Source organism: Streptomyces sp. NPDC058620 (genome assembly GCF_042717135.1).
Taxonomy (GTDB): domain Bacteria; phylum Actinomycetota; class Actinomycetes; order Streptomycetales; family Streptomycetaceae; genus Streptomyces.
Genome location: NZ_JBHXQO010000001.1, coordinates 162555 through 179876 on the forward strand (window position 1 = coordinate 162555; position 17322 = coordinate 179876).

Sequence of the window (17322 nt, forward strand, 5' to 3'; positions counted from 1 at the left end):
CGGTCAGCCGCGAGCCTTGACCCCAACCCCGGCCGGGTACGCCTCTTTGGCCTGGCAACCGGCCGCGATCTCGCACCGCCCGCGCCTGCATCGCATTCGACGTCTGCGCATACGCCTGCTCATGGACTCCTCCTCCGTCGAGGTGTTCGGCGGAGACGGACGCGTCACCATCAGCAGCCACCTCTTCCCAGTGCCCCTGCTCCTGCCTGCCGGAACGAGTCTGCCCCTGCGGATCAGGGCACCCGGCAACCGGATCGGGGTGTTCGTCGACGACCGGCCGCTCATCGACACGACGGACACCCGCTTCGTACGCGGCAGGATCGGGCTCAATGTGTTCGGAGGCCGCACCGCCTACCAGGACACCTCCGTCACCGCACTCCAGGGAGACCCACCCCATGCTCGACAGACTCGACGTACTGGTCATCGGTGAATGCGTCGCCGACATCGTCCGGCTCCCCGGTGCGGCCGACCAGGTCCACCCCGGCGGCAGCCCGGCCAACGTCGCGTACGGGCTCGCCCGGCTCGGGGGCGAGGCCACCCTGCTCACGCAACTGGGCCCCGACGGCGACGGGCGGCTGATCAGGGACCATCTCACAGCCGGCGGGGTGCGGGTGTGCACCGACCACTCCACCGCGCCCACCCCGTCCGCCGCCGTGACCCTGGACGACGGCGGCCGGGCCACGTACACCTTCGAGATCACCTGGACCCTGGCAGCGGCCGGCTCGGGGCCGACGCACCAGCACGTCCACACCGGGTCGATCGCCGCGGTGATGGAGCCGGGCGCGGCCACCGTACTGGACGCCGTCGAGTCGTCACGGACGGCGTCGACCGTCAGCTACGACCCCAACGTGCGCCCGGAACTGATGGGGGACCACGCCACGGCCGTACGCCGCGTCGAACGCTGTGTCGCGCTCAGCGATGTCGTCAAGGCGAGCGACGAGGACCTGGCGTGGCTGTATCCGGGGGAGGAGCCGGAGCAGATCGCCGCCCGCTGGCAGGCCACCGGACCCGCCCTGGTCCTGGTCACCCGGGGAGCCGACGGAGCGTTCGCCGTGCTTCCCGGTGGACGGGTCACCATCGGCGCGCTGCCCACCCGGGTCGTAGACACCGTAGGCGCGGGCGACGCGTTCATGTCGGGCACGCTGCACGCCCTCGCCTCGCGCGGGCTGCTCGGCGCGGACGGCCGCGAGCGGCTGCGCGCCGTCGACGCGGACACGGTGACCGAGGTGCTGCGCCACGCGGCGGCCTCGGCCGCCGTGACCGTGGCACGGGCCGGGGCCAACCCGCCGGACGAGGCGGAACTGAAGGCGGCACTCGACCGGTTCCGAGGAGGACGTCCCGTCGTCTGACGGCGCCCGTCGTCGTCGCGCTCGCCGCGCGCGGGGCAGCGCCGGGTCCCGGGTTGCGACCCGGGACGCGAGGAAGGGGCGGGCCCGTACGGCACGGGTCCGCCCCCTGTCCTGCGGTGTACGTCGGTCCGTCGCGTACAGGGGGTCAGCGGCGGCGTCCCTGGCCGAACTCGCCGCCCGTGTCCTTGCCGCTGCCCATGTCCTTCCCCTCCGCGTAGTCGATCTTCTCCTTACGGACCTCGGCGGAGACTTCCTTCTGCTCGGTGACCTTGTTGGTTTCGAGGCGGACGCGTTCGACCGGGACGGCCTCCTTGCGGACGGTCGCCCGTTCCGCGTGAAGGGTGACCTCGACGTCCTGTTCGCCGATGTCGGAACGGCCGGCCGACTTCTCGTTCGGCAGGAGAGGCTCGCGTACGACACGGACCTCTTCATGGGAGACGGGCACGGTGCGGGTGACGTTCTCGGTCACCACGTACTTGTGCAGACGCGCCTTCCCGCTCTCGTACTCCTCCGTCCCGACGTGCAGCTGCTCCTCCGAGCGGATCATTTCGTCCTTGTGGCCGCGATCGGCCGCGGACCGCTCGGTTCCGGCGCCTACTAGTGGACGTCCTGTCGTCGCCGACGTGTCGCGGTGCCTGCCCGCGCCGGTACCGGTTCCCGCCATGCCGGCCGTACCGGCGGTCGTCGCCTTACCGGTGCCCGGACGGGGGGTGCCGGCGGCGCCGGCCGCTCCCGCAGCGCCCATCGTGCCCGTGCCGGCCGCGGTCGGTGCACCGGGGCCTGTGCCGGTACCCGTGCCCGCCGTTCCGGCGGGCTTGGTGGTCGACCTCTTCGTGAGGCCGTAGTGCCGGTAGAGCTCCTCTTCCTCCGACACGGACAGGTGCGCGTCCGCGTCGACCCGCGGGGCGTCCTTGACCTTTTCCTTCGGATGAGAGATGTGCAGGTCGGAGGCGACACGGCGAGCGCCGGCGAGCGGTACGAAGCTCTCCTTCATACCGAACATGCCGGTCTTGACCGTGATCCAGTCGGGCTTGCCCGTGACGTCGTCGACGTACACCCGCCCCACGCTTCCGACCTTCTCGCCCTCGCTGTCGTAGACGTTCAGACCGTCAAGCTCTGCGGAATCCGTGAAACCGTCTGCGGCTCCCATGGCCGATTCCTCCTCGCCCGGGCGCGTCCTGTGGGTGGGTCCAGCAGGGAAGGCGCGTCCGACTTCCATCGCGCCTCACCCGGATGGACGCTGCAACTTCCCGGCCGCCGGGGGTAAGGCGCCAGGGGCTCGGCACGTGGGCTCAGCCCCGCGCCCGGCCGCTTCGGGGGCCGTTTCCGCGTTAGGCCAATCGGGTGACGGCGGGGGTGGCCCGGGGGGGGCGCCCCCGGGGGACCGCCCGGACGCCCGGAGGCCGCCCGCCGTGGAACCGGCCGGACGGGGCCCGGCCGAACGGCAGGGAGCCGAAAGGCCCGCCACGACCTCTGACCCGGTTCCGGCCACCCGCCCTACCAGGGACCCCGGCGGGCGGCGGGGCGCACCTATGATCGTCGGGCCATCGACGACCTCGTCCCGCCGTGCCTCCCGGGGGTGCACCATCCATTCCGTACGCGTACTCCTGCCGGAACAGCGCGGCGAGCTGCTGACCCGGCAGGAGGACGGCCACCACCTCCACCACCTGGTCTGGCGGCTCGGCCCCGGCTGGCGGGTGTGCAGCAGCGCCGTGCTCGGCGGCGGCATCGGCCCGCGCGCCTGGATCCTCAACGCCCAGGTGCCCAGCGGCTATCCGCGCATGGACCCGGAACACCATCTCGCCGGGATCGCCGCCGCCGAGGGCCTCACCGGCCCCGGCGCCGGCCTGATGACGGCCGCCGACGTCACCGCCCGCACCACGGCGGCCGACACGGACGTGACCGCGACCGTCACCGCGGGACTCGGCGTACGGGGATGGGCCGCCGCCCCCGCCGAGGGCGTAGAAGGCCCGCCGCTGCCCGGCACGGTCAACATCGTCGTGACCCTGCCCGTCGCGCTCTCCGACGCCGCCCTGGTCAACGCCGTCGCGACGGCCACCGAGGCGAAGGTCCAGGCACTCCTGGACGCCGGCCTGGACTGCTCGGGAACCCCCACCGACGCCGTCTGCGTCGCCGCACCGGAGCCCGCGGCCGGCCGTCCCGGGGAACCCTTCGCGGGACCGCGCTCGCTCTGGGGCGCGCGACTCGCCAGGGCGGTGCACAGCGCCGTGCTGGAGAGTGCGCTGCGGCAGTCTTGAGTCCTGCTGCCGCGCCGCGCTTCCCCAGGGTGCGGCCGACGGAAGGAACCTCCGCATGACAGCCGCTCCCGCACCCTCGCCCGGCGCCGTCCCCGGGCGGCCCACCGTCGCGGTCCTCGGTACCGGGATCATGGGCTCCGGCATGGCGCGCAGCCTGCTCAGGGCCGGACTCCAGGTCCGCGCCTGGAACCGCACCCAGGACAGGGCCCGGCCGCTCGCCGCCGGCGGAGCCACCGTCACGGACACCGCCGCGGAAGCCGTGCGCGGCGCCGACGTCATCCTCACCGCGCTGAACGACGGCCGGTCCGTCGCCGAGACGCTCACCGCGGCGACGCCCGGTCTGCGCCCCGGCCAGGTGTGGCTGCAGAGCGCCACCGTCGGCCCCGACATCACCACGGACCTGGCGCACCGGGCCGCCGGACTCGGGCTCGTCTATCTGGACACCCCGGTGTCCGGCACCAAGGAGCCCGCCGAGCGCGGCATGCTCACGGTGTTCGTCTCCGGGCCCTCGGCCGCCCGCGCGATCGCGCTGCCCGTCCTGGACGCGATCGGGCAGCGCACGCTCTGGGTCGGCGAGGACCCGGGTGCGGCGTCGCGACTGAAGCTGGTCGCCAACACCTGGGTGATCAACCTGGTCAACAGCGTGGCCGAATGCCTCAACCTGGCGGACGGGCTCGGCGTCGCCCCGCAGATGTTCCTCGACGTCATGAAGGGCGGCCCGCTGGACACCCCCTATCTGCAGAGCAAGGCCGGCGCCGTGCTCTCCGGTGATCTCACGCCGAGCTTCGCGCTCTCCACGGCGCTGAAGGACTCCCGCCTCATCCTCGAAGCAGCCGAGGCCGCGGGGGTCACGCTGGATCTGGTCGCCGCGTCCACCGCGCGCTTCGCCCGCGCGGAAGCGGCCGGACATGGCGCCGATGACATGATCGCGACGTACTACGCGGGACGGGCCCAATAGCGGCCGGGCACCCGCATCGCGACGTGCCCGCATCGCGCGGGCACGGCGACCCCCTCAGACGACCGTCACCGGATGCCGGACCACCGCGTCGAAGAGATACCCCTGCGTGTTGTGGACCGACACCTCCGGCTGACTGCGTCCCGAACGGTCCGTCGCCCGCGCCAGCAGCACGGCGGGCCCCCGCTCGGCGGGCACCCAGTCGGCCGACCAGCGCACCCAGCTCCCGGCCCTGGGCTCGTCCCGCAGTCGCGCCCGTCGCCACCGGGTGCCCCCGTCCGTACTGACCTCCACCGAGCGGACCGGCGCGCCGCCCGACCAGGAACGGCCCGTGAGGACCTGATGCCGGTGCGCGGTGAGCGTGGCTCCGGGCGCGAGTTCGAAGGCGCTCTTGAGGGTCTGACGCGTCAGCGGAACACTGCCCCCCGGCGGATGCGCGGGGCCGAACAGCCGGTACAGGTTCGTGTTCCACGGCGAAAGCAAGGGATCCGTGCTCACCTCGATGTCGCCGACCCACTTGATGCTCGCGATGCCCACCCACGAGGGCACGATCAGCCGGACCGGGAATCCGTGGTCGGGCGGCAGCGGCTCACCGTTCATCTCATAGGCCAGCAGCACGTCGTCCAGCGCCTTTTCCACCGGCAAGGGCCTGCGTACCCGCCCCAGTGCGACACCGTCGGTGACGACCTCGCCGTCCAGCCCGCGCGGCAGCACATCGACGGCGTCGCGGCTGATGCCCGCCCGTTGCAGCACGTCCGCCAGCCGCACCCCGCGCCAGCGTGCCGTGCCGATCGCGCCGAGGGTCCACGGGGTGCCGCTGACCGGCTGGTTCTGCTGCGAGGCGTAGAAACTGCGGGCGTTGCCCGCGCACTCCACGAACGCCGTGCGGCTGACCGGCGGAAGGGCGAGCAGATCGGCGTACGAGAACTCCACCGGCCCGCCCGTCAGACCGTCGCCCCAGATCCTGAGCCGCCAGTCGGCCGCGTCGATCCGAGGGGTGGCCGTGTGGTTGCGGACGAAGAACCGGTCGGTGGGGGTGAGCAGCCCCGTCGCACGCAGCGCCGCGAAGTTCGTCTCGGCGTTGGTGCCGCGCAGCGTGAACAACTCGGGTGGCAGCGGCTTCACCACACCCGGGAGGGAACCCGCGGCGTGGGCGGGGGAGGCGAGCGAGGCCAGGGGGCCCGCCGCCGAGGCCGCCGCCACGAGCTTCAGCAGCTCGCGCCGGCCGACCCCGGCGGATCTCGCACGACCGCGGGCCCACTGCCGAAGCCGCTTCCGGTCGTAGGCGGCTTCGGACAGCGGTACGGAACTCATGGGCACTCCAGGGGACGGGAAGCGGGATGGTCACGTGCCGAGCGGTACAAGACTGCCCGCCGTACCCGTCTCCGTGAACAACTCCCTTCGCTTCAGGGCGATGTGGCCATGAAGTCGACATGCCCCTGTAACAGAGGACGCCCCGGACGCGCTCAGTCAGTCCTCGGTGAGCATCCCGCTGCGGAGCTTGCACAGCATGCGGCTGAGCAGCCGGGAGACATGCATCTGGGAGATACCGAGCTGTTCGCCTATCTGCGCCTGAGTCATCTCCTGGCCGAAGCGCATGTCGATGATGCGGCGCTCGCGTTCGTCGAGCTCGCAGAGCAACGGGGCGAGGGCATGGAGATTCTCGACGCTCTCCATCGCCGGGTCCGGCTCACCCAGTACATCGGCGAAGGTACGTCCGCCCGCGCTGAGCTTCCACGACTCCGTGGTGTCCGTCGGCATGTCCAGGGAGCCGGCGGTGTAGCCGTTGGCCGCGACGATGCCTTCGGTCACCTCGCCCTCGTCGATCCCGAGATGCTCGGCGAGCTCGTGGACCGTGGGTTCACGGTCGAGCTCGTTCGACAGGGCCTCCTTCGACTTGGCGAGATCGACGCGCAACTCCTGGAGCCGCCGCGGCACATGAACGGCCCAACTGGTGTCGCGGAAGAAACGCTTGATCTCGCCGACGATGTACGGAACGGCGAAGGAGGTGAACTCGACCTCGCGGGACAGGTCGAAGCGGTCGATGGCCTTGATCAGACCGATCGTCCCCACCTGGACGATGTCCTCCATGTCGCCGCTGCCGCGGTTGCGGAACCGGCCCGCCGCGAAGCGGACCAGGGACAGATTCATTTCGATGAGAGTATTGCGCGCGTACTGGTGCTCGGCAGTGCCCTCTTCGAGGACCTGGAGCCTGTCGAAGAAGACCCGGGACAGTTCGCGCGCGTCCTTGGGCGCGACCTTCCCGGCATCCTCGATCCACGGCAGTTCGTCCGTGGCCCCCGTCGCCTGCGCATCGGTGGTTCGCGCAGTGTGCGCCGTCATCCCGTCACACTCCCCTGCTGTTGGCCATGAGGTCTATCCGCCTGCCCCCGGTCCGGGCGGTCATGCGTAACGGAGGGAATCGATCCGGGGTTGGCCGGTAATCGCTGTGCCCGGTCGCGGAGTCCTCAACGGGGGCCGTACACACCCCGGGAGATCACAGAACCGCCCCACCGGTACGGGGGAGCCCGGTGGGGCGATCGGCTCCAGAGTGCCACAGACAGAAGGGGGTTGGAGCCCGACCGGCCGGTATTCCACGCTCTTTGAGTTGATTTCGATGTACGCCGAAGGCCGGACACACGAGGCGTGCGCGGGAATACGTGCAGAGCGAACGGACTTACCGCAGGTGTCGCCCCGCGGCTGCCGGACCGCCGGCCGCTCACCGGGCAGCCGACGAGACGAACCGGAGCGAGGGAACTCATGCCCAAGGCGTACGTATTCACCCGGCACGGCGGACCCGAGGCGGAAGCCTTCGCCGACCTGCCTGTGCCGGAACCCGGACCCGGCGAACTGCTCGTCGCGGTCAGGGCGGCCGGGGTCAATCCCGTCGACTGGAAGCTGCGAAACGGGTACACACGGCCGGGCAGCGCCCCCGCGGCCCTGCCCGCCGTGCTCGGCAGCGAGGCGTCAGGGACCGTGGTGGCGACCGGGCCGGGCGTCGAAGGATTCGCACCAGGGCAGGCGGTCTTCGGCTGCCCGCTCACCGGCGGATACGCCGAGTACACCCTGATGCCCGTAGCCGTCACCGCCCACAAGCCGGACGCACTGTCGTTCACGGACGCGGCGGCCCTGTCGGTGGCCGCGGCCACCGCGTACGACGGGGTGCACCAGCTGGACCCGGCCCCCGGTTCGACCCTGCTGATCACCGGCGCCGGGGGAGGTGTGGGGGTCGCCGCCGTGCAGCTCGCCCGCCACCTGGGCGTCCGGGTCATCGGCACCGCGAGCGGCGCCAAGAAGGACCTCGTCGAATCGCTCGGCGCCATCCACGTCCCGTACGGCCCCGGTCTCGCGGACCGCGTCCGGGCCGCCGCCCCCGAAGGGATCGACGCGGTCTACGACCTGGTCGGCGGTGACGACCTGACGATCGCGGCAGGGCTGGTCCGGGACCGCGCACAGCTGATCAGTGCAGGCGGCAAACAACTGGTGGTCGAGCTCGGCGGAGCGGCGGTGCGGCGGGCCCGCAACGCGGCCGTACTCGACGAGGTGGCGCGTCTCGCCGTCGAGGGAGTCCTGCGCGCCCAGGTGACGCAGACCTTCCCCCTGGCCGAAGCCGCACAGGCCCTGCGTACCGTGGAGAGCGGACACGCACGCGGCAAGATCGTGATCGAGGTGGCTGCATGAGCTCCGCCGACGCCCCCGCGGCGGGTGCCCGGCCCGAGGAAGCGGCCGGGCATCCGCTCGACAACCCGGTCCGCTCGTCGCTGACCGGACCCCACGCCCGCTTCGCCGAACACCGTGGCCGCATCCTGCGCTACCCGCCCGACATCACCCCGTGGCTGGCCCTGCCGGACGATCCGGAGGACGGGGACTGGGCCGACGTCGCCGCGCTCGCAGGACCCGGCAACTCCCTCACCATCGCCGCCTTCCGCGAGCCGCCGCCCGACGACTGGAAGATCGTGTTCCATGCGGAGGGCGTCCAGCTCGTCGACGAGAGCGTGGACGCGGCCCCCGACCCCGAGGCCGTGCTGCTCGGCCCCGCCGACATTCCGGAGATGCTCGAACTGGTCGAGCGCACCCGGCCCGGCCCGTTCACCAAGCGCACCATCGAGCTCGGCACCTACCTCGGCATCCGCCGGTCCGGAGTTCTGGTGGCGATGGCGGGGGAGCGGCTGAACCCACCGGGCTGGACCGAGATCAGCGGTGTGTGCACCGACGAGTCCGTACGGGGACAGGGGCTCGCGGGCCGTCTCGTCCTGGCGGTCGCCCACGGCATCAGGGAACGCGGCGACATCCCGTTCCTGCACGCGGCCGCGTCCAACACCAACGCGGTCCGGCTCTACGAATCGCTCGGCTTCGGACTCCGGCGCCGGACGGCGTTCCTCTCGGCGCTCGTACCGCGGCACCCCTTGCCCCCTGTCCGGCGCGAGGAAGGGACCCGCACGGCCGCCCGGCTCTGAAGCGCGGGAGCAATCGGTCACACCCAGGACCTTCGGCCCAGAAACACCAGGGCCGGAGGTCCTTCCGCGTCCCGGGCCGGGACCTTTGCCCCGGTGCGAGGGCCGTAAGCCCCATGCCAGGGCGTGCCGCCCCCAGGTCCACTGGACAGGAAGCACAGAAACCGAGTGGGCGACGGGAGGCGTGGAGCAACCGTGGGAAGCAGGCGCAACAGGACACCAGACGCACCCCGGCTGCCGGACCTCGACGCCGGGGAGGCGGCCGCAGGCGCGTCCCGCATCGGCAACGGTGCCCTGGCGGGCGTCGTGGCCGCGTTCACCTTCCTCGTCGTGGTCCTCGACTACCTGACCGGTGCGGACCTCCAGGTCATCCCGCTCCTCGTGGTCGCGCCCGCGCTCGCCTCGGTCTTCTGCTCGGTCCGCCAGACCGTGTCCGTCGCGGTCTGGATCACGGCCGTCGTCGTCGTCTCCCGGGTCCTCATGGGAGGCACGTTCTGGGGACTCGCGCTCAGCATCGGATTCACGGTGCTGGCCTGCGGCCTCGGTGTGGCCTCCTGTGTCGCGCGCATCCGGCACGCCGTCGAGATCGCCCGGCTGCGGACCGCGGCCGGCGCGCTTCAGCGGCAGATCCTGCGCCCCCTGCCCGTCCTGACGGACCAGGTCTTCGCCCACGGGCTGTACGAACCCATCGAGGAGGACCGTCTCGTCGGCGGAGACATCTACGAGGTCGTCGAGTCCCCGCACGGAACACGCGTGATCATCGGTGACGTCCAGGGCAAGGGTCTGGCCGCCATGGGGACCGGCATCGCCGTACTCGGCGCCTTCCGCGAAGCGGCCATCCGCGAACCCACGCTCACCGGAGTCGCCGGAGCGCTGGAGGACGCGGTCGTCCGGCACAACGCCTCCTCCGCCCAGACCGGTGAGACCGAGCGGTTCGTGACCGCCCTGGTGCTCGGCTTCGATGCCGACGGCCGGGTGGAGGCCGTCAACTGCGGCCATATCGCGCCCCGGCTGCTGCACCACGGCGAGACCTGGGTCGTCCGGCTGCGACGGACCTCCGTACCGCTCGGCATGGCGGACCTCAGCTCCGAGGCGCGGGCCGCCGAGTGGTTCGACGTCCCCTCCGGCGCCACGCTCCTCGTGTGCACGGACGGCGTCACCGAGGCGCGCGACGCGTCGGGCGCCTTCTATCCCCTGGACGACCGGCTGGCCCGATGGGCGAGCCGGGGCCCGCGCGAGGTCCTGGACGCGCTCAGTACCGATCTCGAAGCGTTCACCGGCGGCGTGCGCCGCGACGACATAGCGGTGCTCGCCCTGCGGGGTGTGCCCGTGCGTCGCGGGCAGCGGCCCGGACTGCCGGGGAGCGGCGCATCCGAAAGTCAGGCCCTGGCCTTCCCGCACCCCTGAGCGCCCGCCCCCGGCACGCCTCGGATGTCCCGACGAGACTTTTGTCGCGTCGGGACATTTTTGGGTGTACGGTGCATCTATGAACTCGGAACGGAAGGCACCGGAGAGACGCGGCCGTAAGGCGCGCCGGACCCGGGACACCCTGGCGCGGGCCGCGTTCGAGCTCGTACTCGACCGGGGCCTGAAGAACGTCACGGTCGAGGAGATCGCGAACCGCGCGGACGTCGACCGGCGCACCTTCAGCCGGTACTTCGCGAGCAAGGAAGCCGCCGTCCTCGACTCACTTCGAGGCGACGGGGACCTGATCAACGACGCCCTGCGCGCCCGCCCCGCCGAGGAACCCCCGCTCACCGCCTACCGGCGCGCGGTCCTCGACTGGCTGGGCGACCCCACGGCCGAGCCCTGGCACCGCCGCCCCCGGATCTTCGACCTGCTGGTCGTCGCCGAGGAGGAACCGACCCTGTACGCGGCCTTCCACCACATCCGGGTGGACGCCCAGGAGGAGTCGGTCGCCATCATCGCGGACCGCTTGGGCGTCGACTCCCGGCAGGACATCCGCCCCGCCGTCACGGTCGCCGCAGGCGCCGGAGCGCTCCTCGCGGCCCAGGCAGCCTGGGTACGGGGCGGCTGCCCGGCCGCCCTGCCCGAGCTGGTCGACCAGGCATTCGACGCCCTCGCCGGTGAACTGCTCACGAGGCAGCCGGCCGGGCCGGAGCCGCACAGCACCACGGAAGGAAACGAAACATCATGAGCACCAGCACCCCCAACGCCCCCGCCGCTTCCGAGGAGTTCGCCGGCCGGACGGCCCTCATCACCGGTGGCGCCTCCGGCATCGGCCTCGCGCTGGCCAGGCGGCTGGCATCGAGCGGCGCGGCCGTCGTCGTCGCCGACTACGACGAGGACAGCGCCCGCAAGGCCGTGGCGGAACTGGAGAGCGCCGGGGCCAGGGCGGCGGCCGTGGCCATGGACGTGACCGACCCCGCCTCCGTCGAAGCCGGCGTGCGCTTCGCCGTCGAGACGTTCGGCGCCCTGCACCTCGCCGTGAACAACGCGGGCATCGGCGGCCCGTCCGCACCCACCGGCGAGTACGCGGTCGAGGACTGGAACCGGGTCATCGCGACCAACCTCAACGGCGTCTTCCACTCGCTGCGCTACGAGCTCCCCGCCATCGTCGCCGCGGGCGGCGGCGCCGTCGTCAACATGTCCTCGATCCTCGGCACCAACGGCTTCGCCGGATCGCCCGCCTACGTCGCCGCCAAGCACGGCGTCGTCGGCCTCACCAAGTCGGCGGCCCTCGAATACGCCGCCAAGAACGTCCGCGTCAACGCGGTGGGCCCCGGCTTCATCGACACCCCGCTGCTCCGCGACACCGACGGCCCGGCCCGCGACCACCTCATCTCGCTGCACCCGGCCGGACGGCTCGGCACGTCCGAGGAGGTCGCCGAGCTCGCAGCCTTCCTCCTGTCCGACCGCGCCTCCTTCATCCAGGGCAGCTACCACCTCGTGGACGGCGGCTACTCCGCCGCATGACCGCTCCGGGTGGCGAACGGGGGCCGGGGGGCGAGTAAATGAAGGAAAGACTGAGGAGAACCCCATGAAAGCCGTTCAGTACCGCACCGTCGGTGCCGCTCCCGAGGTCGTCACCGTGCCCGACCCCGAGCCGGGCCCGGGGCAGATCCTGCTGAAGGTCACAGCGGCCGGTGTCTGTCACTCCGACATCGCCGTGATGAGCTGGACCGCCGACGAGCTCCCCTTCCCCCTGCCCCTCACCCTGGGCCACGAGGGAGTCGGCACCATCGCCGCCCTCGGCGAAGGAGCCGAAGGCTTCTCGGCCGGCGATCCGGTCGCCGTCTACGGTCCCTGGGGCTGCGGCACGTGCGTGAACTGCGCCCAGGGCAAGGAGAACTACTGCCTGCGGGCCAAGGAACTCGGTATCGTCCCGCCCGGCCTCGGCGCTCCCGGCGCCATGGCCGAGTACATGATCGTCGACAATCCGCGCCACCTGGTGCCGATCGGTGACCTCGACCCGGTGAAGACGGTGCCGCTCACCGATGCCGGTCTGACCCCGTACCACGCGATCAAGCGCTCGATGGCGAAGCTGGTGCCCGGTGCCACGGCCGTCGTCATCGGCGCCGGCGGCCTCGGCCACGTCGCGATCCAGCTGCTCCGCGCCATGACGGCCGTGCGCGTCATCGCCCTCGACGTCAGTGACGAGAAGCTCGCCCTGGCCAGGACGGTCGGAGCCCACGAAGCGGTCCTGTCCGACCAGCACGCCGCGGCCAAGGTGCTCGAACTCACCGGCGGTGCGGGTGCGCAGGTCGTGCTCGACTTCGTCGGCGCACCGCCCACCGTGAAGACGGCCGGCGCGGTCGCCCAGGTCGACGGTGACGTCACCATCGTCGGCATCGGAGGCGGCATGCTTCCGGTCGGCTTCGGCGTGCTGCCGTACGGAACGACGGTCACGGCGCCGTACTGGGGCTCGCGCAGGGAACTCGCCGAAGTCCTCGACCTCGCCCACGCCGGGGCGGTGGACGTGCACGTCGAGACGTACTCCATCGACGAGGCCCCCCTGGCCTACGAACGACTGCACGCCGGCAGGATCAACGGCCGCGCCGTCATCCTCCCCAACGGCTGATCTCCGGGGAACCCACTCCCGCACCGTACGGGCCGTCGCCGCCGAGCGACGGCCCGTTGCGTGGATGCCGGAGCCGGTGGGTGACCGTCCTTCCCCCGCGTCAGGGCACCGGTGACGATGGTGCGACGGAGTTCGCCGCGCTGATGACGATGCCCGGACTGGTGATCGGGCTGACCGTGCTCGCCTTCGTCGACCAGATCCTGCTCCGTGCGGGCCGGGCCGGTGTGCTCCCGTGGCGCAACAGCGCCCGCCAGGGCCCTGGTCCGGTTCGCCCGGCAGTGAGGTGTGCGGCAGGTGTGGTCCGTGGCCGGTGAGGGCGCCGGACCACAGCTGCCGCAGCGACCGGAGTCACGCCTTGCGACCCACCGCGCAGAACATCGCGACCTCCTCGGGCGCGGGCCCGGCCTCCTCGTCCGGGCGCCACCGCGAGCACGAGACGACACCCGGCTCCAGGAGTTCCAGCCCGTCGAAGTAGCGGCCGACGGCCTCCGGCGTCCGCTGGGTCAGCCTGGGCGTCCCGTGCTCGTTCCAGAACGCGACCGCCGCGTCCACATCGGGCATCGAGGGGCTCGTCACGGTGTGCGACAGCACCAGGTGGCTCCCGGGGGGCAGGGCGTCCAGAAGGCGGCGGACCACCGCGTACGACTCCTCGTCGTCCTCGATGAAGATCACCACCCCGAGGAGCATGAGCGCCACCGGCCGGGTGAGGTCCAGCGTCCGCGAGGCCCGGTCGAGGATCGCGTCGACATCGCGCAAGTCCGCTTCCAGATAGTCGGTCGCCCCCTCGGCGCTGCTGGTCAGCAGCGCCCTGGCGTGGGCGAGTACGAGAGGGTCGTTGTCCACGTACACGACCCTGGACTCGGGCGCCACCCGCTGAGCGACCTCGTGCGTGTTGTCCGCGCTCGGCAGGCCCGTTCCTATGTCCAGGAACTGCCGGATTCCCACCTCGGCCGTCAGGTGGCGCACCGCGCGCCCGAGGAAGAGCCGGTCGGCCTGCGCGTAGTCGCCGATGCCGGGATGCAGCTTGCGGATCTGGTCTCCGGCCTCACGGTCGACGGGATAGTTGTCCTTGCCGCCCGTCCAGTAGTTCCAGATCCTGGCCGTATGCGGCCGGGTGGTGTCGATGCGCTGCGTGATCTGCTCGGCGGTCCCGCCGCTCGGTACTTCGCTGCTCACTGATTGTTCTCCCCGGTGCGGTCGCGATGTGACTCCCCACAACCTAATCCCACAGCGTGCGCGCCATCGATGAACTCCCTTGCACGCCCGAGGTGTTCACTGTGCGTACAGAACCCCGCGCACCCGGCCCGCGAACGCGCGGATACGGACGCGGACACGTAGGCGCATCCGTATGCGGATACGATGGGCCCCATGGGTTCGTACTACTTCTTTCTCTGATTCCCGGCCAGGACACCGCCGCGCGACGCCCGGCGTCGCCGCATGAGCCACTGGCTCATCAGGCGTGCCACGTCCTTCCCGCCGTCCGGTACCTCCGCCCGCAGCGCGCCCCATGCGCCGCTCCGGCCTTGTCACCCCAGGGAAAGAACCCATGTCACCCAAGCACCCCACCGCGTCCGGACGCCCCGCTTCCGCCGAGCACTCCACGCGTGACCGGACCCAGCTGACCTTGAAGGACGTCTCCAAGACATACGGGGAACGGCCCGTCCTGGATCGTGTGTCGCTCACCGTCCGCCCCGGTGAGAAGGCCGGTGTCATCGGTGAGAACGGCTCCGGGAAATCCACCCTGCTCAGGCTGATCGCCGGAACGGAGACCCCGGACAGCGGGGCGCTCACCGTGCGGTTCCCCGGCTCCGTCGGCTATCTCGCCCAGACCCTGACCCAGACCCTCGGGGTCGGCCCTCGAGCCACCGTGCGGGACGCCGTGGATGCGGCGCTCGCCGAACTGCGCGAGCTGGAGCGCCGGATCAGTGAGACGGAAGCCGCACTGGCCGCCCGGGAACCCTCGGAAGCGGAACTCGAAGCGTACGGGGACCTGCTGACGGCGTACGAGCAGCGCGACGGATACCGGGCGGACGCCCGGGTGGACGCGGCGCTGCACGGACTCGGACTCGCCCACCTCGGCCGCGACCGCACCCTCGGCACCCTGTCCGGAGGCGAGCAGTCCCGGCTGGCGCTGGCGTGCGTTCTGGCCGCCGCCCCCGAGCTGCTCCTGCTCGACGAGCCCACCAACCATCTGGACAGCAGGGCCGTCGACTGGCTCGAAAGCCACCTCGGCGCCCATCGGGGCACCCTCGTCGTCATCACCCACGACCGGGCGTTCCTGGAGCGGATCACCACGGTGATCCTGGAGGTCGACCGGGACCTGCGCGGCGTCACCCGGTACGGGGACGGGTGGGCCGCCTACCGCACCGCGAAGGCCGCCGACCGTCGTCGCCGGGTACAGGAACACCAGGAGTGGCTGGCCGAGGTCGCCCGTACCGAGGAACTGGTCGGCGCGGCGGGACGGCGGCTCACCGGATCGGGCCGGGACCCGGGGGAGGGCTTCGGCAAGCACCGCAGGTCCCACGAGGCCAAACTGTCCGGGCAGGTCAGAGCGGCCAGGGCCAGGCTCGACGCGCTCCTCGCCGCCCCGGTGCCCGCACCGCCGAGGCCACTGGTCTTCACGGGCGAACCGGCCCTCGCGACCGACCCGGGCACGGGTTCCGAGGCGGACGCGGCCACGTACGCGGGTGCGGACGGGCACGCGGGTGCGGACGGGCACGCGGGTGCGGACGGGCACGCCGTCACGCACGCGGGTGCGGACCGCAGCGTCAGGACCCGGAGCGCGCCGGAGCCGGTGGCCGAGCTCGAATCCGTCTCCGTCGGCGACCGCCTGCACCTGCCCTCGCTGCACATCGCCGCAGGGCAGCGGCTGCTGGTCACCGGCCCCAACGGCGCCGGCAAGACCACGCTTCTGCGCGTGCTCGCCGGGGACCTGGCGCCGGACGCGGGTACGGTCCGGCGCAGGGCGAGGATCGGGTACCTGCCGCAGGAACTCCCCGCCAGGCTGACCCGCCGGTCCCTTCTCTCGACGTTCGCCGCAGGCCGGCCGGGACTGCCCGAGGAGTACGAGGAGGACCTGCTCGCCCTCGGGCTGTTCCGTCCGGAGGACCTGTACGTCCCTGTCGCGGACCTCTCCGTCGGGCAGCAGCGCAGGCTCGCGCTCGCCCGTCTCGTGACCAGGCCCGCCGACCTGCTGGTCCTGGACGAGCCGACGAACCACATCGCGCTGACACTCGTCGAGGAGCTGGAGGCCGCCCTCGCCGCGTACCGGGGAGCCGTCGTCGTGGTCTCGCACGACCGCAGCTTCCGCGGCCGCTTCACCGGCGACCGGCTCGAACTGCGCGCGGGCCGGCCGGTCGTCGTCCCGCCCCGGGGCGGCTACGCCGAAGGAGCGTCCTCGCCGCGCACATGACGCCGCAGCCGGTCGAGGAAGACGCGCTGGCCCACTACCAGGCGCTCCGCGGCCTCGGCCGGTGTGCACCAGGCGAACCGGTCCATCTCGGGGAAGTCCCGCTGTACGCCGGAGCCGCGCGGCCACTCCATGGTGAAGGTCCCCGGCACGGCGAGCGCGGGGTCCACCTCGCCCTCCACCGCCCACACCGACACCGTTTTGCCTCCCGCCTGACGCACCTCGCCGAGTGGCACCCACACTCCGTCGGGAACGGGCAGCCCCAGCTCCTCCACGAACTCCCGGCGGGCGGCCGCCTCCGGCTCCTCCCCTGAGACGTACTCCCCTTTGGGCACCGACCAGGCCGCCGCCTCCCGGCGCGCCCAGAACGGGCCACCCATATGGCCGAGCAGAACCTCCGCATCCGGGCCGTCTTCCGTGTCCACGACCCGGAAGAGGAGAAGTCCCGCACTACGCTTGCCCGTCGACATGTCGTCAAGTCTGCTGGCCGGAACCGGGCGACGCCACCCAGCCCGCTCCGGATGATCACGAAGGTCACCCGTCCGCCCCGAACTGTTCCCCCTGGTGTCCCTGTTGCCCTCTGGTGTGTCGCTCCGCGTCCGGCCATGCTGTCCGCCGACAGCGCTTACCGCCCGTGCAACGCGCGCCATTCCAGGAGGACTTGTGGGACCTTGCAGATCCGGCACCGTGGTGCGGTCGCTCGTGCTGCTCGTGACGTTGTCCGCGACGGTGGCCGGGGCGATCACCCCCACTGCCGCCGACGCGAACCCCGACCCCCGCCCCGTCGCCGCGATCAACGCGGACTTCTTCGACATCAACCAGACCGGCGCACCGCAGGGACCCGGCGTCAGGGAC

The 17322-nt window shown here is 72.0% G+C and carries 17 protein-coding genes; 12 read left to right on the top strand and 5 right to left on the bottom strand.

The features are described from left to right. Positions 1-121: 121 nt before the first annotated feature. Both ACFWSK_RS00745 and ACFWSK_RS00750 read left to right on the top strand, forming a co-directional pair. A complete protein-coding gene (locus ACFWSK_RS00745) occupies positions 122-430 on the top strand; it encodes a GH32 C-terminal domain-containing protein (protein ID WP_383780029.1) in 309 nt (102 codons plus the stop codon). Next, a complete protein-coding gene (locus tag ACFWSK_RS00750; RefSeq protein WP_383780032.1) occupies positions 396-1349 on the top strand; it encodes a carbohydrate kinase in 954 nt (317 codons plus the stop codon). The genes ACFWSK_RS00745 and ACFWSK_RS00750 overlap by 35 nt, the downstream gene beginning before the upstream one ends. Positions 1350-1494: 145 nt before the next feature. On the opposite strand, the gene ACFWSK_RS00755 is transcribed toward ACFWSK_RS00750, so the two are convergent. Further along, entirely contained in the window at positions 1495-2499 is a 1005-nt protein-coding gene (locus ACFWSK_RS00755) for a PRC and DUF2382 domain-containing protein (protein ID WP_383780035.1), read from the bottom strand. Positions 2500-2881: 382 nt separating this feature from the next. On the opposite strand from ACFWSK_RS00755, the gene ACFWSK_RS00760 reads away from it, so the two are divergent. Then, a complete protein-coding gene (locus tag ACFWSK_RS00760) occupies positions 2882-3607 on the top strand; it encodes an adenosylcobinamide amidohydrolase (protein ID WP_383780038.1) in 726 nt (241 codons plus the stop codon). A gap of 55 nt (positions 3608-3662) precedes the next feature. Beyond that, positions 3663-4565 carry an NAD(P)-dependent oxidoreductase gene (locus ACFWSK_RS00765; protein WP_383780041.1) on the top strand — a complete coding sequence of 301 codons (903 nt, stop codon included), beginning with the start codon at positions 3663-3665 and terminating at the stop codon, positions 4563-4565. Positions 4566-4619: 54 nt separating this feature from the next. Here the strand turns inward: ACFWSK_RS00765 and ACFWSK_RS00770 are convergent, their stop codons facing one another. Together ACFWSK_RS00770 and ACFWSK_RS00775 are read right to left on the bottom strand one after the other, a co-directional pair. Beyond that, complete coding sequence (locus tag ACFWSK_RS00770) at positions 4620-5876, bottom strand: sulfite oxidase (protein ID WP_383780043.1); 1257 nt, start codon at positions 5874-5876, stop codon at positions 4620-4622. Positions 5877-6032: 156 nt separating this feature from the next. Further along, complete coding sequence (locus ACFWSK_RS00775) at positions 6033-6905, bottom strand: RNA polymerase sigma factor SigF (RefSeq protein WP_383780046.1); 873 nt, start codon at positions 6903-6905, stop codon at positions 6033-6035. A gap of 417 nt (positions 6906-7322) precedes the next feature. Between ACFWSK_RS00775 and ACFWSK_RS00780 the strand changes: the two genes are divergently transcribed. From ACFWSK_RS00780 to ACFWSK_RS00810, 7 genes are all read left to right on the top strand, one after another. Next, entirely contained in the window at positions 7323-8243 is a 921-nt protein-coding gene (locus ACFWSK_RS00780) for an NADP-dependent oxidoreductase (protein WP_383780050.1), read from the top strand. Continuing rightward, positions 8240-9019, top strand: a complete 780-nt coding sequence (locus ACFWSK_RS00785; RefSeq protein WP_383780052.1) for a GNAT family N-acetyltransferase — start codon at positions 8240-8242, stop codon at positions 9017-9019. The genes ACFWSK_RS00780 and ACFWSK_RS00785 overlap by 4 nt, the downstream gene beginning before the upstream one ends. 192 nt (positions 9020-9211) lie before the next feature. After that, positions 9212-10423 (top strand): PP2C family protein-serine/threonine phosphatase, encoded by a 1212-nt coding sequence (locus tag ACFWSK_RS00790; RefSeq protein WP_383780055.1) that lies wholly within the window; start codon positions 9212-9214, stop codon positions 10421-10423. Positions 10424-10502: 79 nt separating this feature from the next. Continuing rightward, a complete protein-coding gene (locus ACFWSK_RS00795) occupies positions 10503-11174 on the top strand; it encodes a TetR family transcriptional regulator (RefSeq protein WP_383780057.1) in 672 nt (223 codons plus the stop codon). After that, on the top strand, positions 11171-11953 hold the full coding sequence (locus tag ACFWSK_RS00800; protein WP_383780059.1) for an SDR family NAD(P)-dependent oxidoreductase: 783 nt from the start codon (positions 11171-11173) through the stop codon (positions 11951-11953). The genes ACFWSK_RS00795 and ACFWSK_RS00800 overlap by 4 nt, the downstream gene beginning before the upstream one ends. Positions 11954-12017: 64 nt before the next feature. Beyond that, positions 12018-13058: an NAD(P)-dependent alcohol dehydrogenase gene (locus ACFWSK_RS00805; RefSeq protein WP_383780062.1), complete on the top strand. Its 1041-nt coding sequence runs from the start codon at positions 12018-12020 to the stop codon at positions 13056-13058. A gap of 80 nt (positions 13059-13138) precedes the next feature. After that, positions 13139-13372 (top strand): hypothetical protein, encoded by a 234-nt coding sequence (locus ACFWSK_RS00810; protein ID WP_383780810.1) that lies wholly within the window; start codon positions 13139-13141, stop codon positions 13370-13372. Positions 13373-13406: 34 nt separating this feature from the next. On the opposite strand, the gene ACFWSK_RS00815 is transcribed toward ACFWSK_RS00810, so the two are convergent. After that, entirely contained in the window at positions 13407-14234 is an 828-nt protein-coding gene (locus tag ACFWSK_RS00815) for an SAM-dependent methyltransferase (protein WP_383780065.1), read from the bottom strand. 370 nt (positions 14235-14604) lie between these two features. On the opposite strand from ACFWSK_RS00815, the gene ACFWSK_RS00820 reads away from it, so the two are divergent. Next, positions 14605-16470 carry an ABC-F family ATP-binding cassette domain-containing protein gene (locus ACFWSK_RS00820; RefSeq protein ID WP_383780068.1) on the top strand — a complete coding sequence of 622 codons (1866 nt, stop codon included), beginning with the start codon at positions 14605-14607 and terminating at the stop codon, positions 16468-16470. On the opposite strand, the gene ACFWSK_RS00825 is transcribed toward ACFWSK_RS00820, so the two are convergent. Further along, positions 16437-16937, bottom strand: coding sequence for an NUDIX domain-containing protein (locus ACFWSK_RS00825; protein ID WP_383780070.1), 501 nt, complete (start codon positions 16935-16937; stop codon positions 16437-16439). The genes ACFWSK_RS00820 and ACFWSK_RS00825 overlap by 34 nt on opposite strands. Positions 16938-17322: the final 385 nt, after the last annotated feature.

Excerpts from the sequence above, each read along its gene's own strand:
- ACFWSK_RS00745 (WP_383780029.1), top strand. The coding sequence starts at position 122 with ATGGACTCCTCCTCCGTCGAGGTGTTCGGCGGAGACGGACGCGTCACC.
- ACFWSK_RS00750 (WP_383780032.1), top strand. The coding sequence starts at position 396 with ATGCTCGACAGACTCGACGTACTGGTCATCGGTGAATGCGTCGCCGAC.
- ACFWSK_RS00755 (WP_383780035.1), bottom strand. The coding sequence starts at position 2,499 with ATGGGAGCCGCAGACGGTTTCACGGATTCCGCAGAGCTTGACGGTCTG.
- ACFWSK_RS00760 (WP_383780038.1), top strand. The coding sequence starts at position 2,882 with ATGATCGTCGGGCCATCGACGACCTCGTCCCGCCGTGCCTCCCGGGGG.
- ACFWSK_RS00765 (WP_383780041.1), top strand. The coding sequence starts at position 3,663 with ATGACAGCCGCTCCCGCACCCTCGCCCGGCGCCGTCCCCGGGCGGCCC.
- ACFWSK_RS00770 (WP_383780043.1), bottom strand. The coding sequence starts at position 5,876 with ATGAGTTCCGTACCGCTGTCCGAAGCCGCCTACGACCGGAAGCGGCTT.
- ACFWSK_RS00775 (WP_383780046.1), bottom strand. The coding sequence starts at position 6,905 with ATGACGGCGCACACTGCGCGAACCACCGATGCGCAGGCGACGGGGGCC.
- ACFWSK_RS00780 (WP_383780050.1), top strand. The coding sequence starts at position 7,323 with ATGCCCAAGGCGTACGTATTCACCCGGCACGGCGGACCCGAGGCGGAA.
- ACFWSK_RS00785 (WP_383780052.1), top strand. The coding sequence starts at position 8,240 with ATGAGCTCCGCCGACGCCCCCGCGGCGGGTGCCCGGCCCGAGGAAGCG.
- ACFWSK_RS00795 (WP_383780057.1), top strand. The coding sequence starts at position 10,503 with ATGAACTCGGAACGGAAGGCACCGGAGAGACGCGGCCGTAAGGCGCGC.
- ACFWSK_RS00800 (WP_383780059.1), top strand. The coding sequence starts at position 11,171 with ATGAGCACCAGCACCCCCAACGCCCCCGCCGCTTCCGAGGAGTTCGCC.
- ACFWSK_RS00805 (WP_383780062.1), top strand. The coding sequence starts at position 12,018 with ATGAAAGCCGTTCAGTACCGCACCGTCGGTGCCGCTCCCGAGGTCGTC.
- ACFWSK_RS00820 (WP_383780068.1), top strand. The coding sequence starts at position 14,605 with ATGTCACCCAAGCACCCCACCGCGTCCGGACGCCCCGCTTCCGCCGAG.
- ACFWSK_RS00825 (WP_383780070.1), bottom strand. The coding sequence starts at position 16,937 with ATGTCGACGGGCAAGCGTAGTGCGGGACTTCTCCTCTTCCGGGTCGTG.